We start from the raw sequence: 21558 nt of genomic DNA, 5'->3' as shown, positions 1-21558 counted from the left end.
GCCCGCCCCGGCCGTCCGGTCCGGCGCACCCACCCGCACCCGGCCGTACCCGGCCGCCCCGCCCGCACCGCCGCCCACCCGGCCCGGCAGGATTGGTCTGGTGAAGGTACGCCCGATCTCCCCCGAGAAGCTGGCCGAGCTGCTCGCCGACCGGATCACCGAACTGCCCGGCGCCGGCGAGCGGTGGCTGCGGATCGCCGTGGACGGCGCCGGGCCCGCCCGGCCCGAGCTGCTCGCCGACGCCCTGGTGGAGCCGCTGCGGCTGCGCGGCCGGCCCACGCTGCGGGTGTCGGCGGCGGACTTCCTGCGCCCGGCCTCGATCCGGCTGGAGTACGGCCACCACGACGCGGACGCCTTCCACGACCTCTGGCTGGACGACGGCGCGCTGCTGCGCGAGGTGCTGGACCCGCTGGAGCCGGGCGGCACCGGCCGGGTGCTGCCCTCGCTGCGCGATCCGGCCACCGACCGCTCGACCCGCGCCCCGTACGTCCGGCTGCCGCCCGGCGGCGTGCTGTTGCTGGACGGCGCGCTGCTGCTCGGCCGCTGGCTGCCGCTCGACCTGACCGTCCACCTGGCGCTCACCCCGGCCGCGCTGGCCCGCCGCACCCCGGCCGACCGGCAGTGGACGCTGCCCGCCTTCGCCCGCTACGAGGCGGAGACCGGGCCGGCCGAGGCCGCCGACCTCACCGTCCGGGTGGACGACCCGCGGCACCCCGCCCTGGTCGAGCGGCCGTGACCGCGGAAACCTCCGGGGCCGGTCCGCGCTGGCAGTAGGGGCACCAGAACACCGCCCGGTCCCGGGGGGCCTCGCCCTGGCGGCCGGCCAGCACGGGTGTGACGCAGCGCGGGCAGGGCCGGCCGGCGCGGCCGTAGACCCAGTGCCGGTAGCCGGGCCGGGTGTCACCGGTGGTGACGTGGCCGGGGCGCAGCTTGTTGGCGTCGAGCATCTGCCGGGCGCGCTCCACCAGCCGGTCGGGGTGCGGGACTTCACCGACCTCGGTCCACGGGGTCACCCCGGCGACGAAGCACAGCTCGTTGGCGTAGACGTTGCCGATCCCGGCCAGGTTGCGCTGGTCGAGCAGGGCCTCGACGAGCGGCCGGGTGGGGCGGGCGGTGAGCCGGTGGACGGCCTCGACCGGGTCCCAGTCGGGGCCGAGCAGGTCCGGGCCGAGGTGGCCGACGGCCCGGTGTTCGTCGGTGGTGCGCAGCAGCTCGACGACGGGCAGCCGGTAGCCGACGGCGGTGCCCTGCTCGGTGCCGAGGACGGCGCGGATCTGGTGGGCGGGGCCGCCGGTCCAGAGCTCGCCGGGGCGGTAGACCTCCCAGTGGCCGTCCATCCGCAGGTGGGTGTGCAGGGTGAGGCCGCCGTCGAGGCGGGCGAGCAGGTGCTTGCCGCGCGGGCGGACCTCCAGCACCCGGCGCCCGGCGAGGGCGGCGGTGGCGTGGGCGGGCACTCGCAGCTCCGCGCTGGTCAGCAACTGTCCGGCGAGGGCCCCGTGCAGCCGGGCCGCCACGCGGTAGATGGAGTCACCTTCTGGCATGACTCCATTCTGATCCGCACGGCGGCCCGGCGCGGCACCGCCCTCGGCCGGACGGACCCTAATCCTCGGCCGCACCGTCCGCCGTCCGGCCCTCGCGCACCACGACCACCGGGCAGGGCGCGTGCTCGGTGACGTGGCGGCTGACCGAGCCGAGCAGCACGCCGGAGAAGCCTCCGAGGCCACGGCTGCCGACGACCAGCAGCGCGGCGCCCTTGGCGGCCTGCAGCAGGACACCCGCCGCGTTGCCGGGCAGCACGTTCTCGGTGACCGCTACGGGCGGGTCCGCGCCGACCACCTTGGCGACGCTCCCGGCGAGCGTCTGGCCGGCCAGCTCCTCCGGGTTGAAGGACACGTCGGTGGGGGCGGCCGTCCCGCCCCAGCCGTAGAAGGCGGGGTACTCCCAGGCGGCGACGGCGTTGACGGTGCCGCCGACGGCCTCGGCGTAGTCGACGGCCCAGCGCAGGGCCTGCTCGGAGGCGGGCGAGCCGTCCACGCCGACGACGATCCGGGGTTTGCCACTCATGTGGGTGCTCCTTCGCTTGGTCCGGGTTTGCCCGTGCCGGGTTCCGGCTGTGCCGTGTGCCGGAAGGCGACAGGTCTCACTGCTGAGCCCGACCGACCTGGGTGAAGCCGTGGGGTGGAACACCGTCAGGGCCGACAGGGCCGATCGCAGACCGGGTTCGAGTCAACCACCCGTTCGCGCCCCTCGCCCGCTCGGCGCACCCGCTCCAGCACAGCCCGGCCCGGCCCCACCGTGGCCGGGGTCTGTGGAGCCGGGCCACGGTGGGGCCGGGGTCAGTGGGGCCGGGGTCAGTGGGGCCGGGGTCAGTGGGGCCGGGATCCGGAGCCGGGATCAGTTCACCGTCCGGGCGAGCCACGTCCGGATCGCCGCCGCCGTCGTCGCCACGTGCTCGTCGAGCATCGAGTGGTGGTCTCCCGGGACGTCGCCGGGACGCAGGTGCAGGGTGGGCTCGACCGTCTCCTCCGGCCGGCCCAGGAAGATGCGCACGTACGCGCCCATCGCCGCGAGCGCGGGCTCGTCCAGCCTGACCGCGGTACGGGCCGCCAGTCCGGTGAGCCGTTCCTCGTCCCTGACGGGGTGGGTGTCCAGCAGCACCACGGCCTCGGCGCCGACCCGCCCCGCGACGGCCTGGGCGACCAGGCCGCCGGTGGAGCGACCCAGCAGCACCACCGGCCGGCCGAGCCGCCTGATCGAGGCGGCGTGCGTCCGGACGAGCGCCTCCACGTCCTCCGGCACCTCGCCGCCCTCGTACCCCGGGTGCGGGAGCAGCCACAGGCCCGGGAGGTGCCGGGCCAGCTGGCGGTACTCCCCGGGTGGCGAGGTGAAGGCGGGGAAGCAGACGATCGCCGGCCCCTCGCCGTCGCTGTCGCCATCGCCGGCGCTGAGTCGCGTCGGGGCCACCGGCGGGAGCGTCGCCGCCGACGGCAGCGCCCACGAGGCGGAGACGAGCAGGTGCATGGCCTCCTGGTGGCGGCCCAGCCCGCACAGCCTGTGGTACAGGAAGGCGAGCGTTCCCGGGGCCGGTGGCGGGCGCAGCTGCTCGGCGATCGCCCTCGGCGTGGGGGAGTCGAACACCACGGTGGCGGGCAGGCGCAGGCCGGTCCGCTCCTCCAGCCTGTTGCGAAGCTCGACCGAGGTCAGCGAGTCGAAGCCGAGGTCGGGGACCGGGGTGTCCGGATCCACCTCCGGGTAGCTCAGTACGGCGGCGATCTCGGCGCACACCAGTTCCAGCAGGTTCGTCGGCCGGGCCGGTTCCGCTGCGCGCCGCGGTTCCGGCCGGGGAGTCCGGTCGAAGGCGATCGGCACCAGGACCGGTTCGTCGCTGCCCAGCGCCGACTCCAGGAGCGCCACGCCCTCCGCCGGGGTGAGCGGCACCGGGCCGGGACCGGCGGTCCGGTCGGCCATCATCCCGACCGTCCACGGGCCCCAGGCCAGGGAGAGCGCGGGGAGCCCCGCCCGCCGCCGGTGGCGGGCGAGTTCGTCCAGGTAGCTGTTGGCCGCCGCGTAGTTGGCCTGTCCGGCGTGGCCGAGCACGCCGGCCGCCGAGGAGAACAGCACGAAGGCGTCGAGGTCCCGGTGTGCGGTCAGCTCGTGGAGGTGCCAGGCGGCTTCGGCCTTGGGGCGCCACACGGACGCCAGGCGTTCCGGAGTCATCGAGGCCAGGATCCCGTCGTCGAGGACCCCGGCGGTGTGCACGACGGCCCGCAGGTCCTCGATCGAGTCGACCAGTGCGGCCAGCGCCGCCCGGTCGGTGACGTCCAGGCGGGTCTCGCCGCTGCGGCTGGCGACGACGACGCGCACGCCCTTGTCCCGCAGGTGGTCGGCGACCGCCCGGCCCAGCGCGCCGCCACCGGTGACCAGGACGGTCCCCCGCCAGGCGAAGGCGCCGCCGCCGGCCACGGGGACCAGCTCCGCGCGTTCGGCGACGGTCTCGGGCCCCTCGTCACCGAGTTCGGCCAGGGTGAACCTGCCGGGGTGTTCCCGCTGCGCGACCCGGACCAGGCCGGCCACCGCCGCTCCGGCGAGGTCGTCCGGCCGCACCAGGACGGTCAGGTGCTCGTGATCGGCCTGCAACTCCCGCAGGACGAGTGCCAGGGCGGCGGGCGCGTCCCCGGCCGGCACCTCCAGCAGCTTGCCCCGCGGGGGTTCCGGCACCCGCTGCCACTCCGGGCGGAACAGGGAGCCCCGGCCGGTTCCGGTCGTCCGCGCGGTGAGCGACTCGACGCACGCCACCGGTCGGCCCGTCCGGTCGGTCACGTCGATCCGCCCCGCGCGGATGCGCACGCGCAGGGCCGTGGCGCCCCGGGCCAGCAGGTGCACGCCGCGCAGGACGAACGGCACCCCGCCGGTGAGCAGCCGGGCCGGGTGCAGGGCCGCGTCGAACAGGGCGGGGTGCAGGGCGAACCGTCCGGCGTCGGGGAACTCCCCGCGCACCTCGCCGAAGAGTTCGTCGCCGCGGCGCCACATCCGGCTCAGCCCGCGGAACGCCGGACCGTAGTCGGCGTGCTCGACGTCGAGCTCCTGCGCGCCCGGCGGGGGCCACTCGCCGGTCTCCACCTGCGGGGGCGGCCCGGAGTCCAGTCGGCCGCTCGCGCAGCGGACCCCGTTCGCGTAGACCTCGAACGGCCGTGCGCCGTCGGGCTCCGCCGGCCGGACGACGACCTCGGCCCGCCTGGTCCGGGGCAGCGGCATCGCGGTGTGCAGGACCAGTTCCCCGACGCTGGCGCACCCGGCCCGCTCCCCGGCGTACAGCACCAGTTCCAGGATCGCCGTGGCGGGCACCAGCGCGGTCCCGTCGACGACGTGGTCGAGCAGCCAGGCGGGGCTGAGGTCGGCGACGCACACCACCTCGCCCGAACCGGGCACGACGACGGTCGACTCGATCAGCGGATGCTCGGCGCCCCGGTCGAGCCAGTAGCGCCGGCGTCGGAAGCCGCGGGTGCCCCGCAGCCGGGCCGCCGCCCGCTCGGGGTCGGTGGTGGGGACGACCCCTTCGACGAGGGCGCCGAGGGTGTTGCCCGGGCCGAGTTCGACCAGGGTGGCGCCCTCGACCGCGGCCACGTGGTCGGCGAAGCGGACCGTCTCGCGCAGGTGTCGCACCCAGTGGCCCGGATCGTCCGGGCGGGCGCCGATGACCGGGATCGTCGGCGGACGGTACGTCAGGCTCTCCGCCACCCGGGCGAACTCCGCCAGCACGGGGTCCATCAGCGGCGAGTGGAAGGCGTGGCTGACGGTGAGCCGGGTGGCGTGCTCGAACCCGGCGGCGATGGCGAGGACTTCCTCCTCCGGCCCGGACACGACGACCGAGTCCGGGCCGTTGACGGCCGCGATCGCGGTGCGGGGGGTGAGCCGGACCTCGCTCTCGGCGGCCCGGAGGGCGACCATGGCCCCGCCCGGCGGCAGCCGCCGCATGAGCCGTCCGCGGGCGGTGACGAGCCGCGCGGCGTCGGGCAGCGACAGGACGCCCGCGACGTGGGCGGCCGCGATCTGCCCGACGGAGTGCCCGATCAGCGCGTCCGGGCGGTACCCCCAGGACTCCAACAGGCGGAACATGGCGACCTCGTAGGCGAACAGGGCCGCCTGGGCGATGTCGGTGCGGTGCACCAGCTCGGTGTCGACCGCCTCCCGCACCGCCGGGTCCAGGTGCGCGCAGGCCTCCTCGAAGGCCGCGGCGAACACCGGGTGCCGGGCTGCCAACTCCCGCCCCATCCCGGGCCGTTGCGCCCCCTGCCCCGGAAAGAGGTACGCCGTCCGCAGTTGCTCGTACTCCTCGACGATCACGTGCGCGTTGGTCCCGGAGATCCCGAACGCCGACACCGCGCCACGGCGCGGACGGTCCCGCGCCGGCCAGGGCGTCGGCTCGGTGACCAGGCGGACCCGGCCGGCCGTCCAGTCGACCTCTCGGGAGGGCTCGTCGATGTGCAGGGTGGCGGGCACCGTGCGGTGTCGCATCGCCATCACGGTCTTGATCACCCCGGCGACCCCGGCGGCCGCCTGGGTGTGCCCGAGGTTGGACTTGACGGTGCCGACCAGGACGGGGGCCGGCCGGTCCTGGCCGTAGGTGGCGAGCAGCGCGGCCGCCTCGACCGGGTCGCCCAGGGCGGTGCCGGTGCCGTGGGCCTCGATCACGTCCACGTCGGCGCCGTTCAGCCCGGCGTCGGCCAGCGCCTGCTGGATCACCGCGGCCTGGGCGGGGCCGCTGGGCGCTGTGAGGCCGTTGGAGGCCCCGTCCTGGTTGACCGCCGAGCCGCGCAGCAGGGCCAGGATCGGGTGGCCGTTGCGCACCGCGTCCTCGACCCGCTCCAGGAGCAGCAGTCCCACCCCCTCCGACCAGACGGTGCCGTCGGCGGCGGCGGAGAACGGCTTCACCCGTCCGTCGGGGGCGAGGCCGCGCTGTCGGCTGAAGGCGACGAAGCTGTCCGGGCTCGCCATGACCGTGGCACCCCCGGCCAGGGCCAGGTCGCACTGCCCGCTGCGCAGCGAGTCCGCCGCGAGGTGCATGGTGACCAGGGAGGAGGAACAGGCGGTGTCCAGGGTGAGGGCCGGCCCGTGCAGGCCCAGTCCGTAGGCGATCCGCCCGGACGCCACGCTGCCCGCCGAGCCCAGGGCGAGCTGGGGCAGGAGCTCGTGGTCGGCGCCCCGGAACCGGCCGGCGTAGTCGTTGTACATCAGGCCCACGAAGACACCGGTGCTGCTGCCGCGCAGCGACTCGGGGGCGATCCCCGCCCGTTCGACCGCCTCCCAGGCCGTCTCCAGCAGCAGCCGGTGCTGGGGGTCGGTGGTCAGGGCCTCCCGCGGTGACATCCGGAAGAACGCCGCGTCGAAGTCGGCCGCGTCGGCGAGGAAGCCCCCACGCGTCACGTAGCTGGTGCCGACGTGGTCGGGGTCGGGGTGGAACAGCTCGTCGAGGGGCCAGCCGCGGTCCGTGGGGAAGTCCGTGATGGTGTCCTGGCCGGCGGCGACCACCCGCCACAGGTCCTCGGGGCCGGCGATCCCGCCGGGGTAGCGACAGGCCATGCCGACGATCGCGACCGGCTCGGTGGCACTGCGGGCGGGCGGCGGCCCGCCGTCGGCCCCGCCGGTCAGATGGTCCGCCACCGCGCGGGGCGTGGGGTGGTCGAACACCAGGGACGGGCGCAGCGCGACCCCGAGTCCGGTGCCCAGCCGGTCCCGCAGCCGTACGGTGCCCAGCGAGTCCAGACCGGCCTCGGCGAACGGCTGGTCCGGCTCCGGTGCCCGACCGGTGATCCCCTCGGTCTCCCGGCGGACCAGGTCCAGCACGTACTGGAACCGCAGCCGTCGCCGGGCCGGCTTGCCCGAGGACGTCTGCGGGATCCGGCTGACCGGGCGGATCGCCTCCGGTACCCGGTGCGGTGGCAGCTGGCGACGGCAGAAGGCCAGGACCGCCGCCGGATCGGCGTCACCGACGACGTAGCCGACCGGCACCTCGCCGAGCACCGCGTCGGGCTCCCCCGCCACGGCCGCGTCCCGGACGTCCGGGCAGCGGGCCAGCACCTGCTCGATCTCGGCGGGGTGGATGTTCTCGCCTCCCCGGATGATGATCTCGCTCGCCCGCCCGGTGACCACCAGCCGGCCGTTCTCCTCCCGGCCGAGGTCTCCGGTGGCCTGCCAGCCGACGGCGCCGGGCATCCGCAGCTGGATCTCGCCGTCGACGAACCGGGTCTCGATCCCGGGCAGCACGACGCCGTCGACGGCGACCTTCCCGGAGGCCTCCGTGCTGCCGTAGCCGTCGTGCAGCTCGTGGCCGGACGCCCGGCGGAACCGGTCCCGCAACTCCTCCGGCAGCGGAGCGCCGGCCGACAGGCAGCGGGGCGGCAGCGGGGCCCCGGCTTCCAGGAGCTGGGTGAAGACCGTCGGTACGCCGCCCAGTGCCGTGAACGGTGTCCGGCGGAGGAGCTCGGCCGCCGCCTCCGGCGTGAAGCGGTCCATCACGTGGGCACTCGCGCCCAGGGCCAGCACGCCCACCACGCACATCGAGTGCCCGAAGGCGTGGAACAGCGGCAGCGGCCACAGCAGGTGGTCCTCGGCGGACATTCCCAGCAGTCCCCGGTAGGCGTGGTCGGCCGACCGGAGCCAGGCAGCCTGGGTCGACAGCACGCCCTTCGGGTCCCCGCTGGTCCCCGAGGTGTAGTGCAGCCAGGCGGGCGCGTCCGGTTCGAGGTCGTCCCGGGCCGGCGTACGGGTGGGGGCGAGCAGGTCGTCCACCGTCACCACCCGGACACCGGACATCCGTCGGGCCCGCGCCAGGTGGGCGCGGTCGGTGATCACCAGGTCGGCTCCGCCGTCGGCCAGGCGGAACCGGAGGTCGTCGTCACCGATCCGCGGGTCGAGCGGAACGCCGACCGCGGCGGCGCGGGCGACGCCGAGGGTCGCGGTGATCGCGGGCACCCCGCCGGCCAGGTACAGCGCCACCCGGCTGCCGCGCTCGACCCGGAGGTTGCCCGCCACCAGGGCCGTGTGGCGGGCCAGGTCGCCGTAGCTCAGCGCGCCGCGGGCGTCGGCGAAGGCGGTCTTGTCCGGATGCTCCGATGCGCGACGGAGGATCAGCTCGTGCATCTGGCACCCCTGCATTCCGCGGTGTGGTGAACGGGTCGTCGCAACGGTCACGCGTGGCGTGATCGTTCGTCAAATCCGCTCCGCCTCCGGGCGGCGGCACCACGGCCCTTCTCCTGGATTCCGCGGACCCGCGCCCCGCCGGGTCCGAGCCGGCAGCGGATAGCCTTCCGACCCGGAGAGATGCCGGGCAATGCCGGGCGATGCCGGGCGATGCCGGAGCTGAGGCCTGACGCCGTTCTCGGGCGAGTCGCCTCTCTCACCTCAACTGCGGTAGGCCGACCAGGAGTTCGACATCCGCTCGGCCTGCCCCGGGGTGAACTGGGTCATGCAGGAGTCGTAGCTGTAGTCCATGAAGTTGTGGATCGGGTCGAGTGAGCCGCCGGGGCAGCTGTGCCGGCCCTCCGGGCAGCCGTAGGCGGCGCTGCGCTCGGGCGGGGTGTCGTCCACGTAGTCGCCCGGGGTCAGGCAGCCGCCCTGGAAGGTGTGGAAGAGGCCCAGCCAGTGGCCGGTCTCGTGGGTGGCGGTGTTGCCCTCGTTGTAGTGGGTGGCGGGGCCGCCGGGCAGCGAGTCGTCCAGGACCACCACGCCGTCGTCGGTCGGGTTGGAGCGGTAGGCGTTGGGAAAGGTCGACCAGCCGAGCAGGGACTGCCCGAGATGGGCGGTGTAGAGGTTGAGGGCGCCCTGGTCGCCCTTGCGCAGGGCGCTCTTCATCGCCCGCTCGGCGCCGGAGCCGGGCGTCATGCCCGTGTACCAGGCAGCGTTGTCGGTCCAGTCGGTGCCGGCCGACTCGAAGTGGAACCGGGTGGGGGTGTTGCCCTCGCCCTGGCCGCCGTAGGTGGCGTTGAGATGGTCGATCTGGGCGGCGACGACGCTCGCGTCCAGCCGGCCGGCGTCCCCGGAGTGGATCACGTGGACGTACACCGGGACGGTGGTCGGGGCAGCGGCCAGCTGGACGTGCGCCGGGCCGAGCTCGGCGAGCCGGTGGTCCAGGTCCGCCTGCATCGCCCGGGCCTCGCCGGCGCTCACGGCGTTCGGGTCCCGGCCCGCCTGGCTGCCGGCCGGCTTGCGGGCGGCGGCGTCCGCGTCGGCGGTGCCGTCGCAGACGGCCGCCACCGCGCGGTGCGGGGCCGGGGCGGCGACTTGGCCCAGACCGGCCGCCGCGATCAGCGCGGCGGCGCAGGGGAACAGGCGGGGGGCACGCGAGCGCACCCGGGCAGTACGGCGCATCAGCGCTCCTGACGGGGGAGTTGACGGGGAGGCGACCGCGCCCCGGGCCCGCCCACCGGCGACCGGCGCCCGGCGCGGACCCGCCGAGACTACGACGCCGGGAAGTCGATCTCCCGCAGGGCGCGCGCGGCGCCCCGGTCGAGTACCACTGCCGACGCACAGCCCGCCGGCGGCCGCCCCGCCCCCAGCAGCAGTCCGCGCATCCTGGCCGCCGCGCCCCGGTGCCGGGCGAAGGCGTAGCGCGAGACCCGCCGCCCGCGCCGCCGCTGCCCGGCCCGGGCCTCGGCCGGGTCCGCGTCCAGTAGCAGCAGGTGCACCCGGCGCCCTTGCCGGGCGGCGGCCCGGACCAGCCAGCTCCGAACGAAGGGCAGTGTTCCGCAGTCGTGCACCGCCAGCGGGCCGCCGTCCAGCACCGCCCGGCGCAGCCGCCGGTAGTGGGCGAGCCGGGCGAGCGGCCGGTACAGCGCGTACGGGAGGCGGCCGGGCAGCCGGGCCGCGTACTCCTCGCGGACCAGCTGGGAGTCGACCAGCGCGGCCCGGACGCAGCGGCGCATCAGGGTGCTCTTGCCGCTGCCGGGCAGTCCGGTGACCACCAGCAGGTCACCGGCCGGGTAGTGCAGGGCGGCCGGGCCGGGCCCGCGCAGCTCGTGCACGCCGGTGCGGACCACCCTGGCGGGACGGTCCCCGACCCGGCGGCCAGCCGTGGCGCGGTCCGTGACAGCGCGGTCCGCGGTGGCGCGGTTCTCCGCAACGCGGGGCGGCGGCACCGGTGGTGCCGCCGCCCGCGGTATTCGTGTTCCCGTCACCGGCCCTCCGCTCCCGCCGCCGTTCCCTCCCCGTAGCATGGCGGATTCCCAAAAACGAGTAAAGAGACGTGGTCAGGGCGGGTGTGGAGGACCGCTGCCGGAGTTCCCTCAGCCCAGCTGCGGGGCGACCCGGGCGGCGACCAGCTCCAGGTGGTCGAGGTCGGCCAGGTCGAGCACCTGGAGGTAGACCCGCTCGCTGCCGACCGCCGCGTACCGGCCGAGCTTCTCCACCACCTCGTCCGGGGTGCCGGCCAGGCCGTTCTCCTTCAGCTCGGCCACCTCCCGGCCGATCGCGGCGGCCCGGCGGGCCACCTCGGCGTCGTCCCGGCCGACGCACAGCACCAGGGCGTTGGAGTACACCAGCTCGTCGGCCGAGCGGCCGGCCTGCTCGACCGCGGCCCGGACCCGGCCGAACTGGGCCGCGGTGTCCTCCACGGAGGCGAACGGCAGGTTGAACTCGTCGGCGAAACGGGCCGCCAGCGCCGGGGTGCGCTTCGGCCCGTTGCCGCCGACCAGCACCGGGATCCGCTCCTGGACGGGCTTGGGCAGCGCGGGCGAGTCGGCGAGGGTGTAGTAATCGCCGGCGAAGTCGAAGGTGTCGCCGAGCTTGGTCCGCCACAGGCCGGTGATGATCTCCAGCTGCTCCTCCAGCCGCCCGAACTTCTCCTTCGGGAACGGGATGCCGTAGGCGGTGTGCTCGGCCTCGTACCAGCCGGCCCCGAGGCCGAACTCGACCCGGCCGCCGCTCATCGCGTCGACCTGGGCGACCTGGATCGCGGTGACGCCCGGCAGCCGGAAGGTGCCGGCCGTCATCAGGGTGCCGAGGCGGATGGTGCTGGTGTCGCGGGCGAGGCCGGCCAGGGTGATCCAGGCGTCGGTGGGGCCGGGCAGGCCGTCGACGTCGCCCATCTTCAGGTAGTGGTCGGAACGGAAGAAGGCGCTGAAGGCACCGAGCTGCTCGGCGGTGCGGGCGACCGTGAGGAGGGTGTCGTAGCTCGCGCCCTGCTGGGGCTCAGTGAAGATGCGGAGATCCATGCGGGCCATTCTGGTACGGACCGCCGGTTCGGGAACGCACGGAACCGGCCATGCCACGGAAAGTCCCGAAGGTGGCCAAGGTCTCAGCACGGAACCGTCACGGCCCGGCTCGCCCCCTCGGCGGCTCGCCTACCGTGGACGGATGTTCGCGACCCCCGACGAGTCCTTCCGGCGCTCCCCCGACGAACCGGCCGGCTGCCCGCTGCCCGGCATCGTGGCCGCCTTCACGCCCCGGCTGGCCGAGTTCGCCTTCGAGCCCGGCTTCGTCGCCGCCGTCGACCAGCACGCGGCGATGCTGCGCGAGCTGCTGTACGCCCAGGGGCCGGAGCTGGCGCCCCGGCCCCTGGACCGTGAGGAACTGTCGGACTACGCGCTGGGCTTCCTCGACGCGCTCACCGAGATCGGCTGGCGCGAGCCGGTGGGCTACGACTACGCCGTCACCCGGCTGACCGCGATCTGCTGGCTGGTGCGCGACCAGGGCCTGCTGGAGGCCTGAGCAGCCGTAGCAGCCCTACCGCGGCTGGTCGCCCTCGATCCCCGGCGGGTTGCCCGGGCCGGCCTGGGTGGTCGGCCGGACCGGCTGGTTGGCCAGCGCGTCCGAACGGCCCGCCTGGTACGCGGTGCCGCGCAGCCGGGCGGTCTCCTGCTCGGCGTTGTCCAGCCACCGCTCCCAGCGCTGGCGCATCGGCATGATCAGACCGCCGCCGACACCGACCACCAGCACACCGGTGATGGTGGCGAGCGCGGCGATCAGCACCGGGCCGGTGACCGCGGTCGCGATCCCGGCCTGGCCGAGCGCCGCGATCACCCCCAGCGCCACGATGAACGCCCAGGCCACGGTCGAGACGGTACGGCCGTACGAGGCGCCGGAGAGCGCGTTGCCGACGATGTCGCGCACCGCGTTGGCGATGGCCATCGCCACCACCACGATCGCCACCGCGACGATGCCCCGGGGCAGCCAGGCGACGATGCTGTGGATCATCACGCTGATCGGGTTCGGGCCGAAGACGCCGAACGCCAGCTGCAGCGCCATCAGCAGGATCGCGTAGTAGACGATCTTGCAGATGATGCCGGTCATGTCGTACTTCGAGCCGCTCAGGTAGCGCGCCATACCGGCCCGCTCGGCGACCTTCTCCGAACCGACCCGGCGCAGCACGCGGTCCAGGACGCGGGCGATCGCCTTGGCCACGATCCAGCCGATGGCCAGGATCACCAGGAAGGCGATGAACTGCGGGATGACCTTGGCGATCTTGCCCCAGGCCTGGGTGAAACCCGACCCGAAGTCGACGGAGAGTGCGAGCTGCTGAGCCACGAAGTCCTCCACTCGGTGACACGGCGCCACGAGCGGCGCGGGCGACCCCCACCCTTCGTGGATAGCAGCACCCCGCCCCGCCCGCGCGCGCCCGGATGTCCGGGATGGTTCCGCCGGGTGAACACCCCCACCCTCCGCACGCGTACAGTGGCGGTCCAGACCGAGAGGTGAGGGGTCGCGGTGACGGAGCCGGACGGTGCGCAGGTAATCGGGGACAGCACGGACACGGCCGCGCACCGGGCGCTGCGGTGGCGGGTGCGGCCCGCCGCTCCCCGGGCCGCCGTCCTCGTCCTCCACGGCGGCGAGGAGCACAACCTCGCCCGCCCCCGGCGCCTCAACCTCCCGCTGCTGCGCATGCACGGCTTCCTGCGCGCGCTCAGCAGGGAGACCGCGGCCGAGGCGATCGCCATCGGCACCGTCCGCTACCGCCACCGCGGCTGGAACGGCGCCCGCGCCGACGCGGCCCGGGACGCGCTCGCCGCCCTCGACGAACTCACCGGGACGCTCGGCCCGGTGCCGACCGTCCTGGTCGGCCACTCCATGGGAGGCCGTGCCGCCCTCCGCGCCGCCGGCCACCCCGCCGTCACCGGCCTGGTCGCCCTCGCCCCCTGGTGCCCCGCCGAAGACCCCTGCGACCACCTCGCCGGCCGCGACGTCCTGTTCCTGCACGGCGACCGCGACACCGTCACCGCACCCGCCGACACCCGCGCCTTCGCCGCCCGCAGCCGCGCCGCCGGCGCCCGGGTCTGCGGCTACACCGTCACCGGCAGCGGCCACGCCATGCTCCAGCGCATCCCGGACTGGCACCGCGCCACCACCCGCCTCACCACCGCCCTCCTCGGTCTCCACCCCCTCCCCGCCGAGACCGCCTCCGCCCTCGCCCTCCCACCCACCTCCCCCGAAGCCCTCGCCCTCCCCCTCCCGCACCAACCCCGCACCGGCCCCGCCCGCGCCTGAGCCCGCCCGAGGGACGGCCGCGGGGTGCTAGACCCTGTCGGGGTCGGGGGCCGGGGTGGGGAGGTGGCCGGTGAGGAGGGCGTGGCCGAGGGGGGTGGGGCGGTGGGTGACGGTGCGGCCGGTGCGGTCCTTGGCGGTGAGGCCGGAGTCGGCGAGGACGGTGGCGTGTTCGCTGGCGGAGGCGCTGGAGATGCCGAGGTGGGCGGCCAGGTCCTTGGTGGAGCACGGGCCGTGGGTGGCGATGGCCTCCAGGACGGCGGCGCGGGTCTGGCCGAGCAGCGCGGTGAGGGTGCGGCTGGGGGTGGGTTCGGACTCGGGCTGCAAGGGGCCGCCGATCCTCGCCGGGTAGAGGAGGACCGGCTGCTGCCGCGGGTCCTCGAAGCGGGCGATGACCGGCCGGCGGGGGCCGAACACGCAGGGCTGGAGCAGGAGTCCGCGGCCGTCAAGCCGTAGGTCGTGCCGGCAGCCGCCGACCAGCGGGAAGCTGAGCACCGGGCGGCGCCAGGACAGTGCCGGGTGCAGCGAGCCGAGCACCTCGTCCGGCCCGGTGGTCCGGCGGCACCGGCCGTGCTCGGTGGTGACGATGGTCTCGATCTGCCGCCGGTAGGGGTCGATCGCGCGGGTCTGGTAGTCGGCGGTGACGTTGCCGAGCAGCCTCCTGGCCCGCCGGTCGCCCGCCGCCACGCCGCGTGCGAAGGCGCTCAACTGCCGCTCCCCGCCCACCGATCGCAGGTGACCGCGGAGCGGCTCCTCGGGTGCCTCGGCGGTGGCGCTCTCGGTCGCGCCGGGGTCGCGGCGGACGGTGAGGAACTCGGGGATCGCCGTGGAGGTGTAGAGGTCGAAGAGCAGCGAGGTGCGCGGGTTCCAGGAGGCCCGCAGACGGTTGCGCCAGGTCTGGAAGCGCGGGTCGCACCGGCCGCTGACCAGGGCGTGCACGCTGAGGGACAGTTCCATCGACATGTCCGGGCGCTCGGCCACCCGGGTGCGTTCGAGGTCGTCCGTACCGAAGAAGATTCGCAGCACGGACAGGATCGTCACCCCACCTGCGGCCGGACCGCAACACCGTTCGGCGAGAACCGAATCCATTGCCCCGCGCCCGCGGCCCGGGCAGGCTCGGTGGGGCCGGCAGGGTGCCCCGGGTGACGGACCGGGACACCCTCGCCGGGGAGCGGGCCCGCGGAACGCCGCCCGCGCCCCGGGGCCCGGGGGGGGCCTGACGGTGGCGGATGGTGGCAGGCCGTCAGCCCAGCCCGGCCGCGGACTCCACCACGACCCCGTAGAGGTCCCCGACGGTGGCGAGGGCGCCCCGGTGGATCTGCTCGGCGGTGAGCTCCGCGGTGCCGGAGCCCAGCGGGCGGGTGGCGCAGGCCCCGGCGACGACGGTGGGGCGGTTGCCGCGCAGGAAGGCTCCCGCGGTGGTGAAGGCGACGCACATGTGGGTCATGAACCCGGCGATCACCACCTCCTGGTGGCCGGCCGCGTCCAGCAGTTCGCCCAGCTCGGTGCCGACGAAGGCGTCCGGGACCTGCTTGACCACCACCCGCTCGCCCTCGACCGGGGCCACGCGCGGGTGGATCTGCCCGATCTCGGCGCGGATGTCGTACGGGGTGCCCTCGCCGCCGTCGTTGATCACGTGGATCACGGTGGTACCGGCCGCCCGGGCCCGGGCGAGCAGGTCGGCGGCCGCGTCAAGGGCCTCGCGCCAGCCGGTCAGCTCCATCACGCCGCGGGTGTAGGTGTTCTGGTAGTCGATCAGGACGAGGGTGGCCGCGGCGAGCGGGGCGGGCCTGTCGTCGAGGCCGTTCAGGGTGCGCAGGGTGGTGCTGGGCATGGCTGTGCCGCCTTCGTCGTTCGGGGGGGGTGACCGGGTTCGAGGATTCGAGGAGTGTCCTGGCAGGTCAGGCGTGGTGCGGCCTGCCTCTGGAACGCTACGGGCCGGCCCGCCATGGCGGCAATGCCGTCTAACATGCAGATTCCGACATCGGGGATTGACGCAGAGAACGCCCGGCGCAGCGAAGCCCGGCACGGAGCAGGTCCGGCGCTGCGAACGCCCGGCACGGAGGGGGAGCCCGTGGAGAGCCCGCAGCGGCTGATCGTCATCGTCCTGTTCGAGGGCGTCGACCTGCTGGACGTCACCGGCCCGCCGGAGGTGTTCTCGTTGGTCCGGCGGGAGAGCGAGGAGGCAGCCGGCTACCGGGTGGTGCTGGCCGCCGAGACCACCGGGGCGGTCACCACCGCCGCCGGCGTGCGGATCCTGCCCGACCTCACCTTCGACCAGGCCGCCGCCGCGGGCGGCATCGACACCCTGCTGGTGCCCGGGGCCGTGGAGGTCGACGAGGCCCGCAGGGTCCGGGCGCTCACCGACCCGGCCGTGGTCGAGCACGTCCGCACGCTGGCCGCCCGCTCGCGCCGGGTCGCCTCGGTCTGCGTCGGCGCCCACCTGCTGGCGGCGGCCGGGCTGCTGGAGGGCAAGCGGGCCACCACCCACTGGTCGACGGCGGGCCAGCTGGCGGCCGAGTACCCGGGGGTCGAGGTCGACGCCGACCCGATCTTCATCCGCGCGGGCGAGGTGTGGACGGGCGCCGGCATCAGCGCCTGCCTGGACCTCTCGCTCGCCCTGGTCGCCGAGGACTTCGGCGAGGAACTCGCCCTACGGGTCGCCCGACAGCTGGTGATGTACCTCAAACGCCCCAGCGGCCAGAGCCAGTTCAGCGTCCCGCTGGAGCCGGTCTCCACCACCCGGCGGATCGAGGAGCTGCGCCACCACATCCTGCGCAACCTCTCCGGCCGGCTCACCGTGCCCGCGCTCGCCGCCCACGCGCACCTCAGCGAACGGCAGTTGGTCCGGATCTTCAAGACCGAACTGGCCACCACCCCGAGCGCCTACATCGAGTCGGCGCGGGTCGAACTCGCCCGCCACCGGCTGGAGTCGGGCGACGACACGCTCGAACGCATCGCCACCGCCTGCGGGTTCGGCACCACGGACACCCTGGTACGGGCCTTCCGCCGCCGGCTGGACACCACGCCGACGGACTACCGGCAGCGCTTCCGCACGGCCACCGGCCTGGGCGCGACCCCGGGCACCGCGACCCCGGGCACCCCGACCCCGGGCACCGCGGCCCCGGGCACCGCGGCCCCGGTCACACCGCCGGCAGCCGCACCGTGAAGGCCGTCCGGCCGGGCCGGCTGACCGCCTCGACCGTACCGCCGTGCGCCTGGACCACGGCTCGGACGATGGACAGGCCCAGCCCGGTCGAGCCGGTGGCCCGGGAGCGGGCGCGGTCGCCCCGGACGAAGCGCTCGAAGACCCGCTCCAGCAGCTCCGGCGGGATCCCCGGACCGTCGTCGACGACGCTCAACTCCACCTGGTCGCCGACGAGTTCGAGACTCAGCTCGACCGCCGTACCGGCCGGGGTGTGGGTGCGGGCGTTGGCCAGCAGATTGGCCGCCACCTGGCTCAGCCGGTGCTCGTCCCCGCGCACCAGCACCGGCTCCTCCGGCAGCACCAGCCGCCAGCGGTGGTCGGGGCCGGCCGCCCGGGCGTCGGCCACGGCGTTGAGCGCGATCCGGGTGAGGTCAACCTCGTCCCCGGCCAGTGGGCGGCCCGCGTCCAGCCGGGCGAGCAGCAGCAGGTCCTCGACGATCGCGCCCATCCGCAGCGCCTCGGCGTCGATCCGCTCCAGCGAGTGCCGCACCTCGCCGGGCACCTCCCCGGGGTGCCTCAGCGCCAGCTCGGCGTGGCCGCGGACGGCCGCCACCGGGGTGCGCAGCTCGTGGCTGGCGTCGGCGGCGAAGGCGCGCAGCCGCTCCTCCACCGCGTGCCGGCGGGCCAGCGCGTCGCCGACGTGGCCGAGCATCCGGTTGAGCGCCGCGCCGACCCGGCCGACCTCGGTGCGCGGATCGTCGTCCGGCACCCGCTCGGCCAGCAGCACCTCGCCGCTGGCCAACGGCAGCGTGCTCACCCGCTCGGCCATCCCCACCACCCGGCGCAGCGGGCGCAGCGACCAGCCGACCCAGACCGCCCCGGCGGCGCCGGCCGCGGTGACGGCGATCGCGAAGACGGTCAGTTCGAGGGTCTCCAGGCGTTCCACGGTCTCCTCGGCCGGGCGTAGCGGCAGCCCGCTGACCAGCACGTCGCCGTCCCGCCCGGCCACCGCCCGGACCCGGTAGTGGCGCAGGGTGCCTCCGAGGTCCAGGGTGCGGGCCGGGCCGCCGGCCGGCAGGGCGGCCAGCCGGCTCTGCTCGTCGGGCGTGAAGGAGATCTGGTCGTCCGCGTCGTCGGGGTTGTCGACGTCGTCGGCGTCCCCGTCCACCACCCCGGCGGCGGTGACCTTGCCGCCGAGCAGCCGTACGCCCAGGGTGCCGGGGGTCTGGGCCCGGGTGTCCGGGCCGGCGCCGGTGTGCTCCAGGCTGGCGGCGTAGCGGCCGCCGGCCTCGGCGAGCTGCTGGTCGAGCCGGTCCACCAGGAAGTGGCGCAGCGCGGCGGCGGTGGCGAAGCCGACGGCCGCGCAGGTGACCACCAGCAGCACCAGCAGGCCGGCGATCAGCCGGGCGCGCAGGGTGCGGGGCAGCAGCCGGCGCAGCGCCGTGGCGGCTCGGGTCGCCGCGCGACGCACGGCGCGGCTCACGGCGCGGCCTTGATCAGGTAGCCCGCGCCGCGCACGGTGTGGATCATCGGGCTGCGGCCGGCATCCAGCTTCTTGCGCAGGTAGCTGATGTACAGCTCCACGATGTGCGCCTGCCCGCCGAAGTCGTACGACCAGACCGCGTCCAGGATCTGTGCCTTGCTGAGCACCTGCCGGGGGTGGCGCATCAGGTGGGCGAGCAGCGCGTACTCGGTCGGGCTGAGCTCGATGGTCTCGCCGTCGCGGGTCACCTCGCGGGCCCGGTCGTCCAGGACGAGGTCGCCGAGCACCAGGGCGTGCGCGGGCGGACGGCCCGGCCCCTCCGTGGGGGCGGCCCGGCGCAGCAGCCCGCGCAGCCGGACCACCACCTCGGCCAGGCTGAACGGCTTGGTCACGTAGTCGTCGCCCCCCGCCGCGATGCCCGCGATCCGCTCCTCGACGGCGTCCCGGGCGGTGAGGAACAGCACCCGCACCTCGGGCTGCCCGGCGTGCAGCCGGCGCAGCACCTCCAGGCCGTCGAGGTCGGGCAGCATCATGTCGAGCACCACCGCGTGCGGCCGCCACCGCTCCGCCTCCCGGACGGCCTCCAGACCGGTGGTGACGCCGCGCGCCTGCCAGCCCTCGTAGCGGACGGCGCCGCAGACCACCTCCACCAGGTCCGGCTCGTCGTCGACGACCAGGACCCGCCAGTCCGGACGGTCGCCCGGGCGGTCCTCCGCGCGCTCGCCCGGGCGGTCCTCCCGGTGGTCGGCGCTGTCGTCCATGGTGCTCCTTCGGTTCGGCGGTGGACGGCGTTCATTGTGGCCCGTCGCGATGAGAAACCCGTGAGATCACCGAGACTGGTTCGTATACCTGAACATACCTGCTGAGCTGCGCCGATTATGGTCCTGACAGGTGCCGGACCGAGCTTCCTCATAGGTGACTCAGAGCTTGCGCTGCCATCGTGGACCATCCCGGCGGGGCCGTGCCGCCGCCGGGAGTCAAGGAGGATCCGCGATGAGCACTGCCACCGTACCGAAGTCCCGGCAGGCGCCCGCCGGCCCGCGTCACCGGGCCGCGGCCCGCCCGCCGCTCGCCCTGCCGCCGGGCGCCGCGCTCGGCCTGATCGCCGCCGGCGCGCTCGGCGCGCTCGGGCTGTGGTGGGTGAACACCGCCGCAGTGGTCGGCGCGGCCGGCTGGCTGACCGGCGCCGGGCGGATCGCCGGGCTGCTCGCCGGGTACGCCGCGCCGGTGCTGCTCCTGCTGATGGCCCGGCTGCCGCCGGTGGAGCGCGGAGTCGGCGCCGACCGGCTGGCCCGCTGGCACGCCTACGGCGGCCGCTGGCTGGTCGGCCTGGTCACCGTGCACGTGCTGACCGTCATCTGGGGCTACGCGCTCACCGACGGGCGCGGGCCGGTCGGCGAGGGCGTCGAGATCGTCTTCCACTACCCCGACATGCTCAAGGCCACCGCGGGCACCCTGCTGATGCTCGGCACCGGAGCGGTCTCCGCCCGGGCGGCCCGCCGCCGGCTCTCCTACGAGACCTGGTACTACCTCCACCTGGCCACCTACCTCGCGGTCGCGCTCGGCTTCGCCCACCAGCTGACCACCGGCGCCGACCTCGGCGGCGGCCCCGGCCGGGCCGCCTGGTACGCGCTCTACTTCGGGACGGCGGCGCTGCTCGGCTGGTACCGGCTGCTGTGGCCCTGGCTGCTCGACCGGCGGCACGGGCTGAAGGTGGCCGAGGTGCGCCCGGAGGGCCCCGGCGTGGTGTCGCTGTTCCTGTCCGGCCGGCGGCTGGACGAACTCCGCGCCGAACCCGGCCAGTTCTTCCGCCTCCAGTTCCAGGCCCCCGGACTGCGCTGGGCCGCCAATCCGTACTCGCTGTCCGCACCGGCCCGGCCCGACTTCCTCCGGTTCACCGTCAAGGACCTCGGCGGGCACAGCGCGGCCGTCGCCCGGCTGCGGCCGGGCACCAAGGTACGGGCCGAGGGCCCGTACGGGGCCTTCACCGGACGGCAGCAGCGGCAGCGCAAGGTGCTGCTGCTCGGGGTCGGCGTCGGGATCACCCCGCTGCGGGCGCTGTTCGAGACCCTGCCGGGCGACCTCACCCTGGTGCAGCGGGCCCGGCGCGCAGAGGACGTCCTGTTCCGGGCCGAGCTGGCCGAGGTCGCCCGCCGGCGCGGCGCGGTGGTGCACGAGCTGCTCGGCTCGCGGGAGCAGGTCGGGGACCTCGGTACGGCGCTCGCCCGGCTGGTGCCGGGGCTGGCCGAGCACGAGGTGTACCTGTGCGGGCCCGAGGCCGTCACCGCGGAGGCCGTGCGCGGGCTGCGGGCGGCCGGCGTGCGGGCGGGGCGGATCCACCACGAGTCCTTCGCCTTCTGAGCCCGTACGCCCGAGCGCGCCGAGGCCACCCGCCTGAGCCCGCCGTCTGTCCGTAGTCCGAACTTCCGAAGGAGTTGTCCTGCCGATGCGCCGAGCCGTCGTCACCAGTGCCGCCACCGCCGCCGGGGTGGTGCTGCTGCTCTCCCTCAAACCGCACCAGGCCACCGGGTCCGCGCCGGTGATCAGCTCGGGGGCGGGATCGTCCTCGGGCTCTTCCTCGGGCTCTTCGTCCGGTTCCTCGTCCGGTTCCGGGACCACCGGTACCGCCGACACCTCCGCCTCCCCCACGCCCGCACCCGCGTCCGGCGGCGGTGCCACCCGGAAGATCAGCGGGGACACCGTGAACACCCGGTACGGGCCGGTGCAGGTGCAGGTCACCCTCAGCGGGAGCCGGCTCACCGGCGTCGACGTGGTCAAGTACCCCACCCAGGACCGCCGGGACCGCGAGATCAACACCGACGCCCTGCCCACCCTCAACCAGGAGGCGATCTCCGCGCAGAGCGCCCAGATCGACGCCGTCAGCGGCGCCACGTACACCAGCGACGGCTACATCCGCTCGCTGCAGAGCGCCCTCGACCGGGCGAAGGGCTGA

At 75.4% G+C, this 21558-nt stretch carries 17 protein-coding genes; 6 read left to right on the top strand and 11 right to left on the bottom strand.

All coding sequences use genetic code 11. The features are described from left to right. Nucleotides 1-100 precede the first annotated feature (100 nt). Nucleotides 101-736 carry a uridine kinase gene (locus ACFWIS_RS13845; RefSeq protein WP_380453069.1) on the top strand — a complete coding sequence of 212 codons (636 nt, stop codon included), beginning with the start codon at nucleotides 101-103 and terminating at the stop codon, nucleotides 734-736. Here ACFWIS_RS13845 and ACFWIS_RS13840 read toward each other — a convergent pair. The 6 genes from ACFWIS_RS13840 to ACFWIS_RS13815 form a co-directional block, all read right to left on the bottom strand. After that, the gene (locus ACFWIS_RS13840; RefSeq protein ID WP_380453067.1) at nucleotides 684-1541 is read right to left on the bottom strand and encodes a DNA-formamidopyrimidine glycosylase family protein; all 858 of its coding nucleotides are present in this window, start codon (nucleotides 1539-1541) and stop codon (nucleotides 684-686) included. The two genes, ACFWIS_RS13845 and ACFWIS_RS13840, sit on opposite strands and share 53 nt — an antisense overlap. A gap of 58 nt (nucleotides 1542-1599) precedes the next feature. Beyond that, nucleotides 1600-2064 carry a universal stress protein gene (locus ACFWIS_RS13835; RefSeq protein WP_380453065.1) on the bottom strand — a complete coding sequence of 155 codons (465 nt, stop codon included), beginning with the start codon at nucleotides 2062-2064 and terminating at the stop codon, nucleotides 1600-1602. 330 nt (nucleotides 2065-2394) lie between these two features. Then, nucleotides 2395-8640: a beta-ketoacyl synthase N-terminal-like domain-containing protein gene (locus ACFWIS_RS13830; RefSeq protein WP_380453063.1), complete on the bottom strand. Its 6246-nt coding sequence runs from the start codon at nucleotides 8638-8640 to the stop codon at nucleotides 2395-2397. A gap of 261 nt (nucleotides 8641-8901) precedes the next feature. Further along, nucleotides 8902-9867: a zinc metalloprotease gene (locus ACFWIS_RS13825; RefSeq protein WP_380453061.1), complete on the bottom strand. Its 966-nt coding sequence runs from the start codon at nucleotides 9865-9867 to the stop codon at nucleotides 8902-8904. An 89-nt stretch (nucleotides 9868-9956) separates the two neighbouring features. Further along, on the bottom strand, nucleotides 9957-10535 hold the full coding sequence (locus ACFWIS_RS13820; RefSeq protein WP_380453059.1) for an AAA family ATPase: 579 nt from the start codon (nucleotides 10533-10535) through the stop codon (nucleotides 9957-9959). A gap of 246 nt (nucleotides 10536-10781) precedes the next feature. Further along, entirely contained in the window at nucleotides 10782-11708 is a 927-nt protein-coding gene (locus tag ACFWIS_RS13815) for an LLM class F420-dependent oxidoreductase (RefSeq protein ID WP_380453057.1), read from the bottom strand. A gap of 142 nt (nucleotides 11709-11850) precedes the next feature. Here ACFWIS_RS13815 and ACFWIS_RS13810 point away from each other — a divergent pair, with 142 nt between their 5' ends. After that, the gene (locus tag ACFWIS_RS13810) at nucleotides 11851-12204 is read left to right on the top strand and encodes a DUF6401 family natural product biosynthesis protein (protein WP_380453055.1); all 354 of its coding nucleotides are present in this window, start codon (nucleotides 11851-11853) and stop codon (nucleotides 12202-12204) included. Nucleotides 12205-12219: 15 nt separating this feature from the next. On the opposite strand, the gene ACFWIS_RS13805 is transcribed toward ACFWIS_RS13810, so the two are convergent. Beyond that, the gene (locus ACFWIS_RS13805) at nucleotides 12220-13020 is read right to left on the bottom strand and encodes a hypothetical protein (protein ID WP_380453053.1); all 801 of its coding nucleotides are present in this window, start codon (nucleotides 13018-13020) and stop codon (nucleotides 12220-12222) included. Between the two features lie 180 nt (nucleotides 13021-13200). On the opposite strand from ACFWIS_RS13805, the gene ACFWIS_RS13800 reads away from it, so the two are divergent. Continuing rightward, nucleotides 13201-13977 (top strand): alpha/beta fold hydrolase, encoded by a 777-nt coding sequence (locus ACFWIS_RS13800; protein WP_380453052.1) that lies wholly within the window; start codon nucleotides 13201-13203, stop codon nucleotides 13975-13977. Between the two features lie 27 nt (nucleotides 13978-14004). On the opposite strand, the gene ACFWIS_RS13795 is transcribed toward ACFWIS_RS13800, so the two are convergent. Together ACFWIS_RS13795 and ACFWIS_RS13790 are read right to left on the bottom strand one after the other, a co-directional pair. After that, complete coding sequence (locus ACFWIS_RS13795) at nucleotides 14005-15000, bottom strand: ArsR/SmtB family transcription factor (protein WP_380453051.1); 996 nt, start codon at nucleotides 14998-15000, stop codon at nucleotides 14005-14007. A gap of 217 nt (nucleotides 15001-15217) precedes the next feature. Continuing rightward, nucleotides 15218-15808, bottom strand: a complete 591-nt coding sequence (locus ACFWIS_RS13790) for an isochorismatase family protein (protein WP_380453050.1) — start codon at nucleotides 15806-15808, stop codon at nucleotides 15218-15220. Nucleotides 15809-16048: 240 nt separating this feature from the next. Between ACFWIS_RS13790 and ACFWIS_RS13785 the strand changes: the two genes are divergently transcribed. Then, complete coding sequence (locus ACFWIS_RS13785) at nucleotides 16049-17143, top strand: GlxA family transcriptional regulator (RefSeq protein ID WP_380453049.1); 1095 nt, start codon at nucleotides 16049-16051, stop codon at nucleotides 17141-17143. On the opposite strand, the gene ACFWIS_RS13780 is transcribed toward ACFWIS_RS13785, so the two are convergent. Beyond that, complete coding sequence (locus ACFWIS_RS13780) at nucleotides 17118-18605, bottom strand: sensor histidine kinase (protein ID WP_380453047.1); 1488 nt, start codon at nucleotides 18603-18605, stop codon at nucleotides 17118-17120. The two genes, ACFWIS_RS13785 and ACFWIS_RS13780, sit on opposite strands and share 26 nt — an antisense overlap. Beyond that, on the bottom strand, nucleotides 18602-19366 hold the full coding sequence (locus ACFWIS_RS13775) for a response regulator transcription factor (RefSeq protein WP_380453045.1): 765 nt from the start codon (nucleotides 19364-19366) through the stop codon (nucleotides 18602-18604). The genes ACFWIS_RS13780 and ACFWIS_RS13775 overlap by 4 nt, the downstream gene beginning before the upstream one ends. A gap of 232 nt (nucleotides 19367-19598) precedes the next feature. On the opposite strand from ACFWIS_RS13775, the gene ACFWIS_RS13770 reads away from it, so the two are divergent. After that, nucleotides 19599-20966 carry a ferric reductase-like transmembrane domain-containing protein gene (locus ACFWIS_RS13770; RefSeq protein ID WP_380453043.1) on the top strand — a complete coding sequence of 456 codons (1368 nt, stop codon included), beginning with the start codon at nucleotides 19599-19601 and terminating at the stop codon, nucleotides 20964-20966. 85 nt (nucleotides 20967-21051) lie between these two features. Then, a complete protein-coding gene (locus ACFWIS_RS13765; RefSeq protein WP_380453041.1) occupies nucleotides 21052-21558 on the top strand; it encodes an FMN-binding protein in 507 nt (168 codons plus the stop codon).

The sequence above is a fragment of the Kitasatospora sp. NPDC127060 genome (assembly GCF_042724935.1).
In the GTDB taxonomy this organism is placed as follows: Bacteria; Actinomycetota; Actinomycetes; order Streptomycetales; family Streptomycetaceae; genus Kitasatospora.
This window is presented reverse-complemented; position numbering and strand designations above follow the sequence as displayed.

What these genes read in the sequence shown, in the direction of transcription:
- ACFWIS_RS13765 (WP_380453041.1), top strand. Translation starts at nt 21,052, where the DNA reads ATGCGCCGAGCCGTCGTCACCAGTGCCGCCACCGCCGCCGGGGTGGTG.
- ACFWIS_RS13825 (WP_380453061.1), bottom strand. Translation starts at nt 9,867, where the DNA reads ATGCGCCGTACTGCCCGGGTGCGCTCGCGTGCCCCCCGCCTGTTCCCC.
- ACFWIS_RS13770 (WP_380453043.1), top strand. Translation starts at nt 19,599, where the DNA reads ATGAGCACTGCCACCGTACCGAAGTCCCGGCAGGCGCCCGCCGGCCCG.
- ACFWIS_RS13810 (WP_380453055.1), top strand. Translation starts at nt 11,851, where the DNA reads ATGTTCGCGACCCCCGACGAGTCCTTCCGGCGCTCCCCCGACGAACCG.
- ACFWIS_RS13815 (WP_380453057.1), bottom strand. Translation starts at nt 11,708, where the DNA reads ATGGATCTCCGCATCTTCACTGAGCCCCAGCAGGGCGCGAGCTACGAC.
- ACFWIS_RS13840 (WP_380453067.1), bottom strand. Translation starts at nt 1,541, where the DNA reads ATGCCAGAAGGTGACTCCATCTACCGCGTGGCGGCCCGGCTGCACGGG.
- ACFWIS_RS13775 (WP_380453045.1), bottom strand. Translation starts at nt 19,366, where the DNA reads ATGGACGACAGCGCCGACCACCGGGAGGACCGCCCGGGCGAGCGCGCG.
- ACFWIS_RS13835 (WP_380453065.1), bottom strand. Translation starts at nt 2,064, where the DNA reads ATGAGTGGCAAACCCCGGATCGTCGTCGGCGTGGACGGCTCGCCCGCC.
- ACFWIS_RS13830 (WP_380453063.1), bottom strand. Translation starts at nt 8,640, where the DNA reads ATGCACGAGCTGATCCTCCGTCGCGCATCGGAGCATCCGGACAAGACC.
- ACFWIS_RS13790 (WP_380453050.1), bottom strand. Translation starts at nt 15,808, where the DNA reads ATGCCCAGCACCACCCTGCGCACCCTGAACGGCCTCGACGACAGGCCC.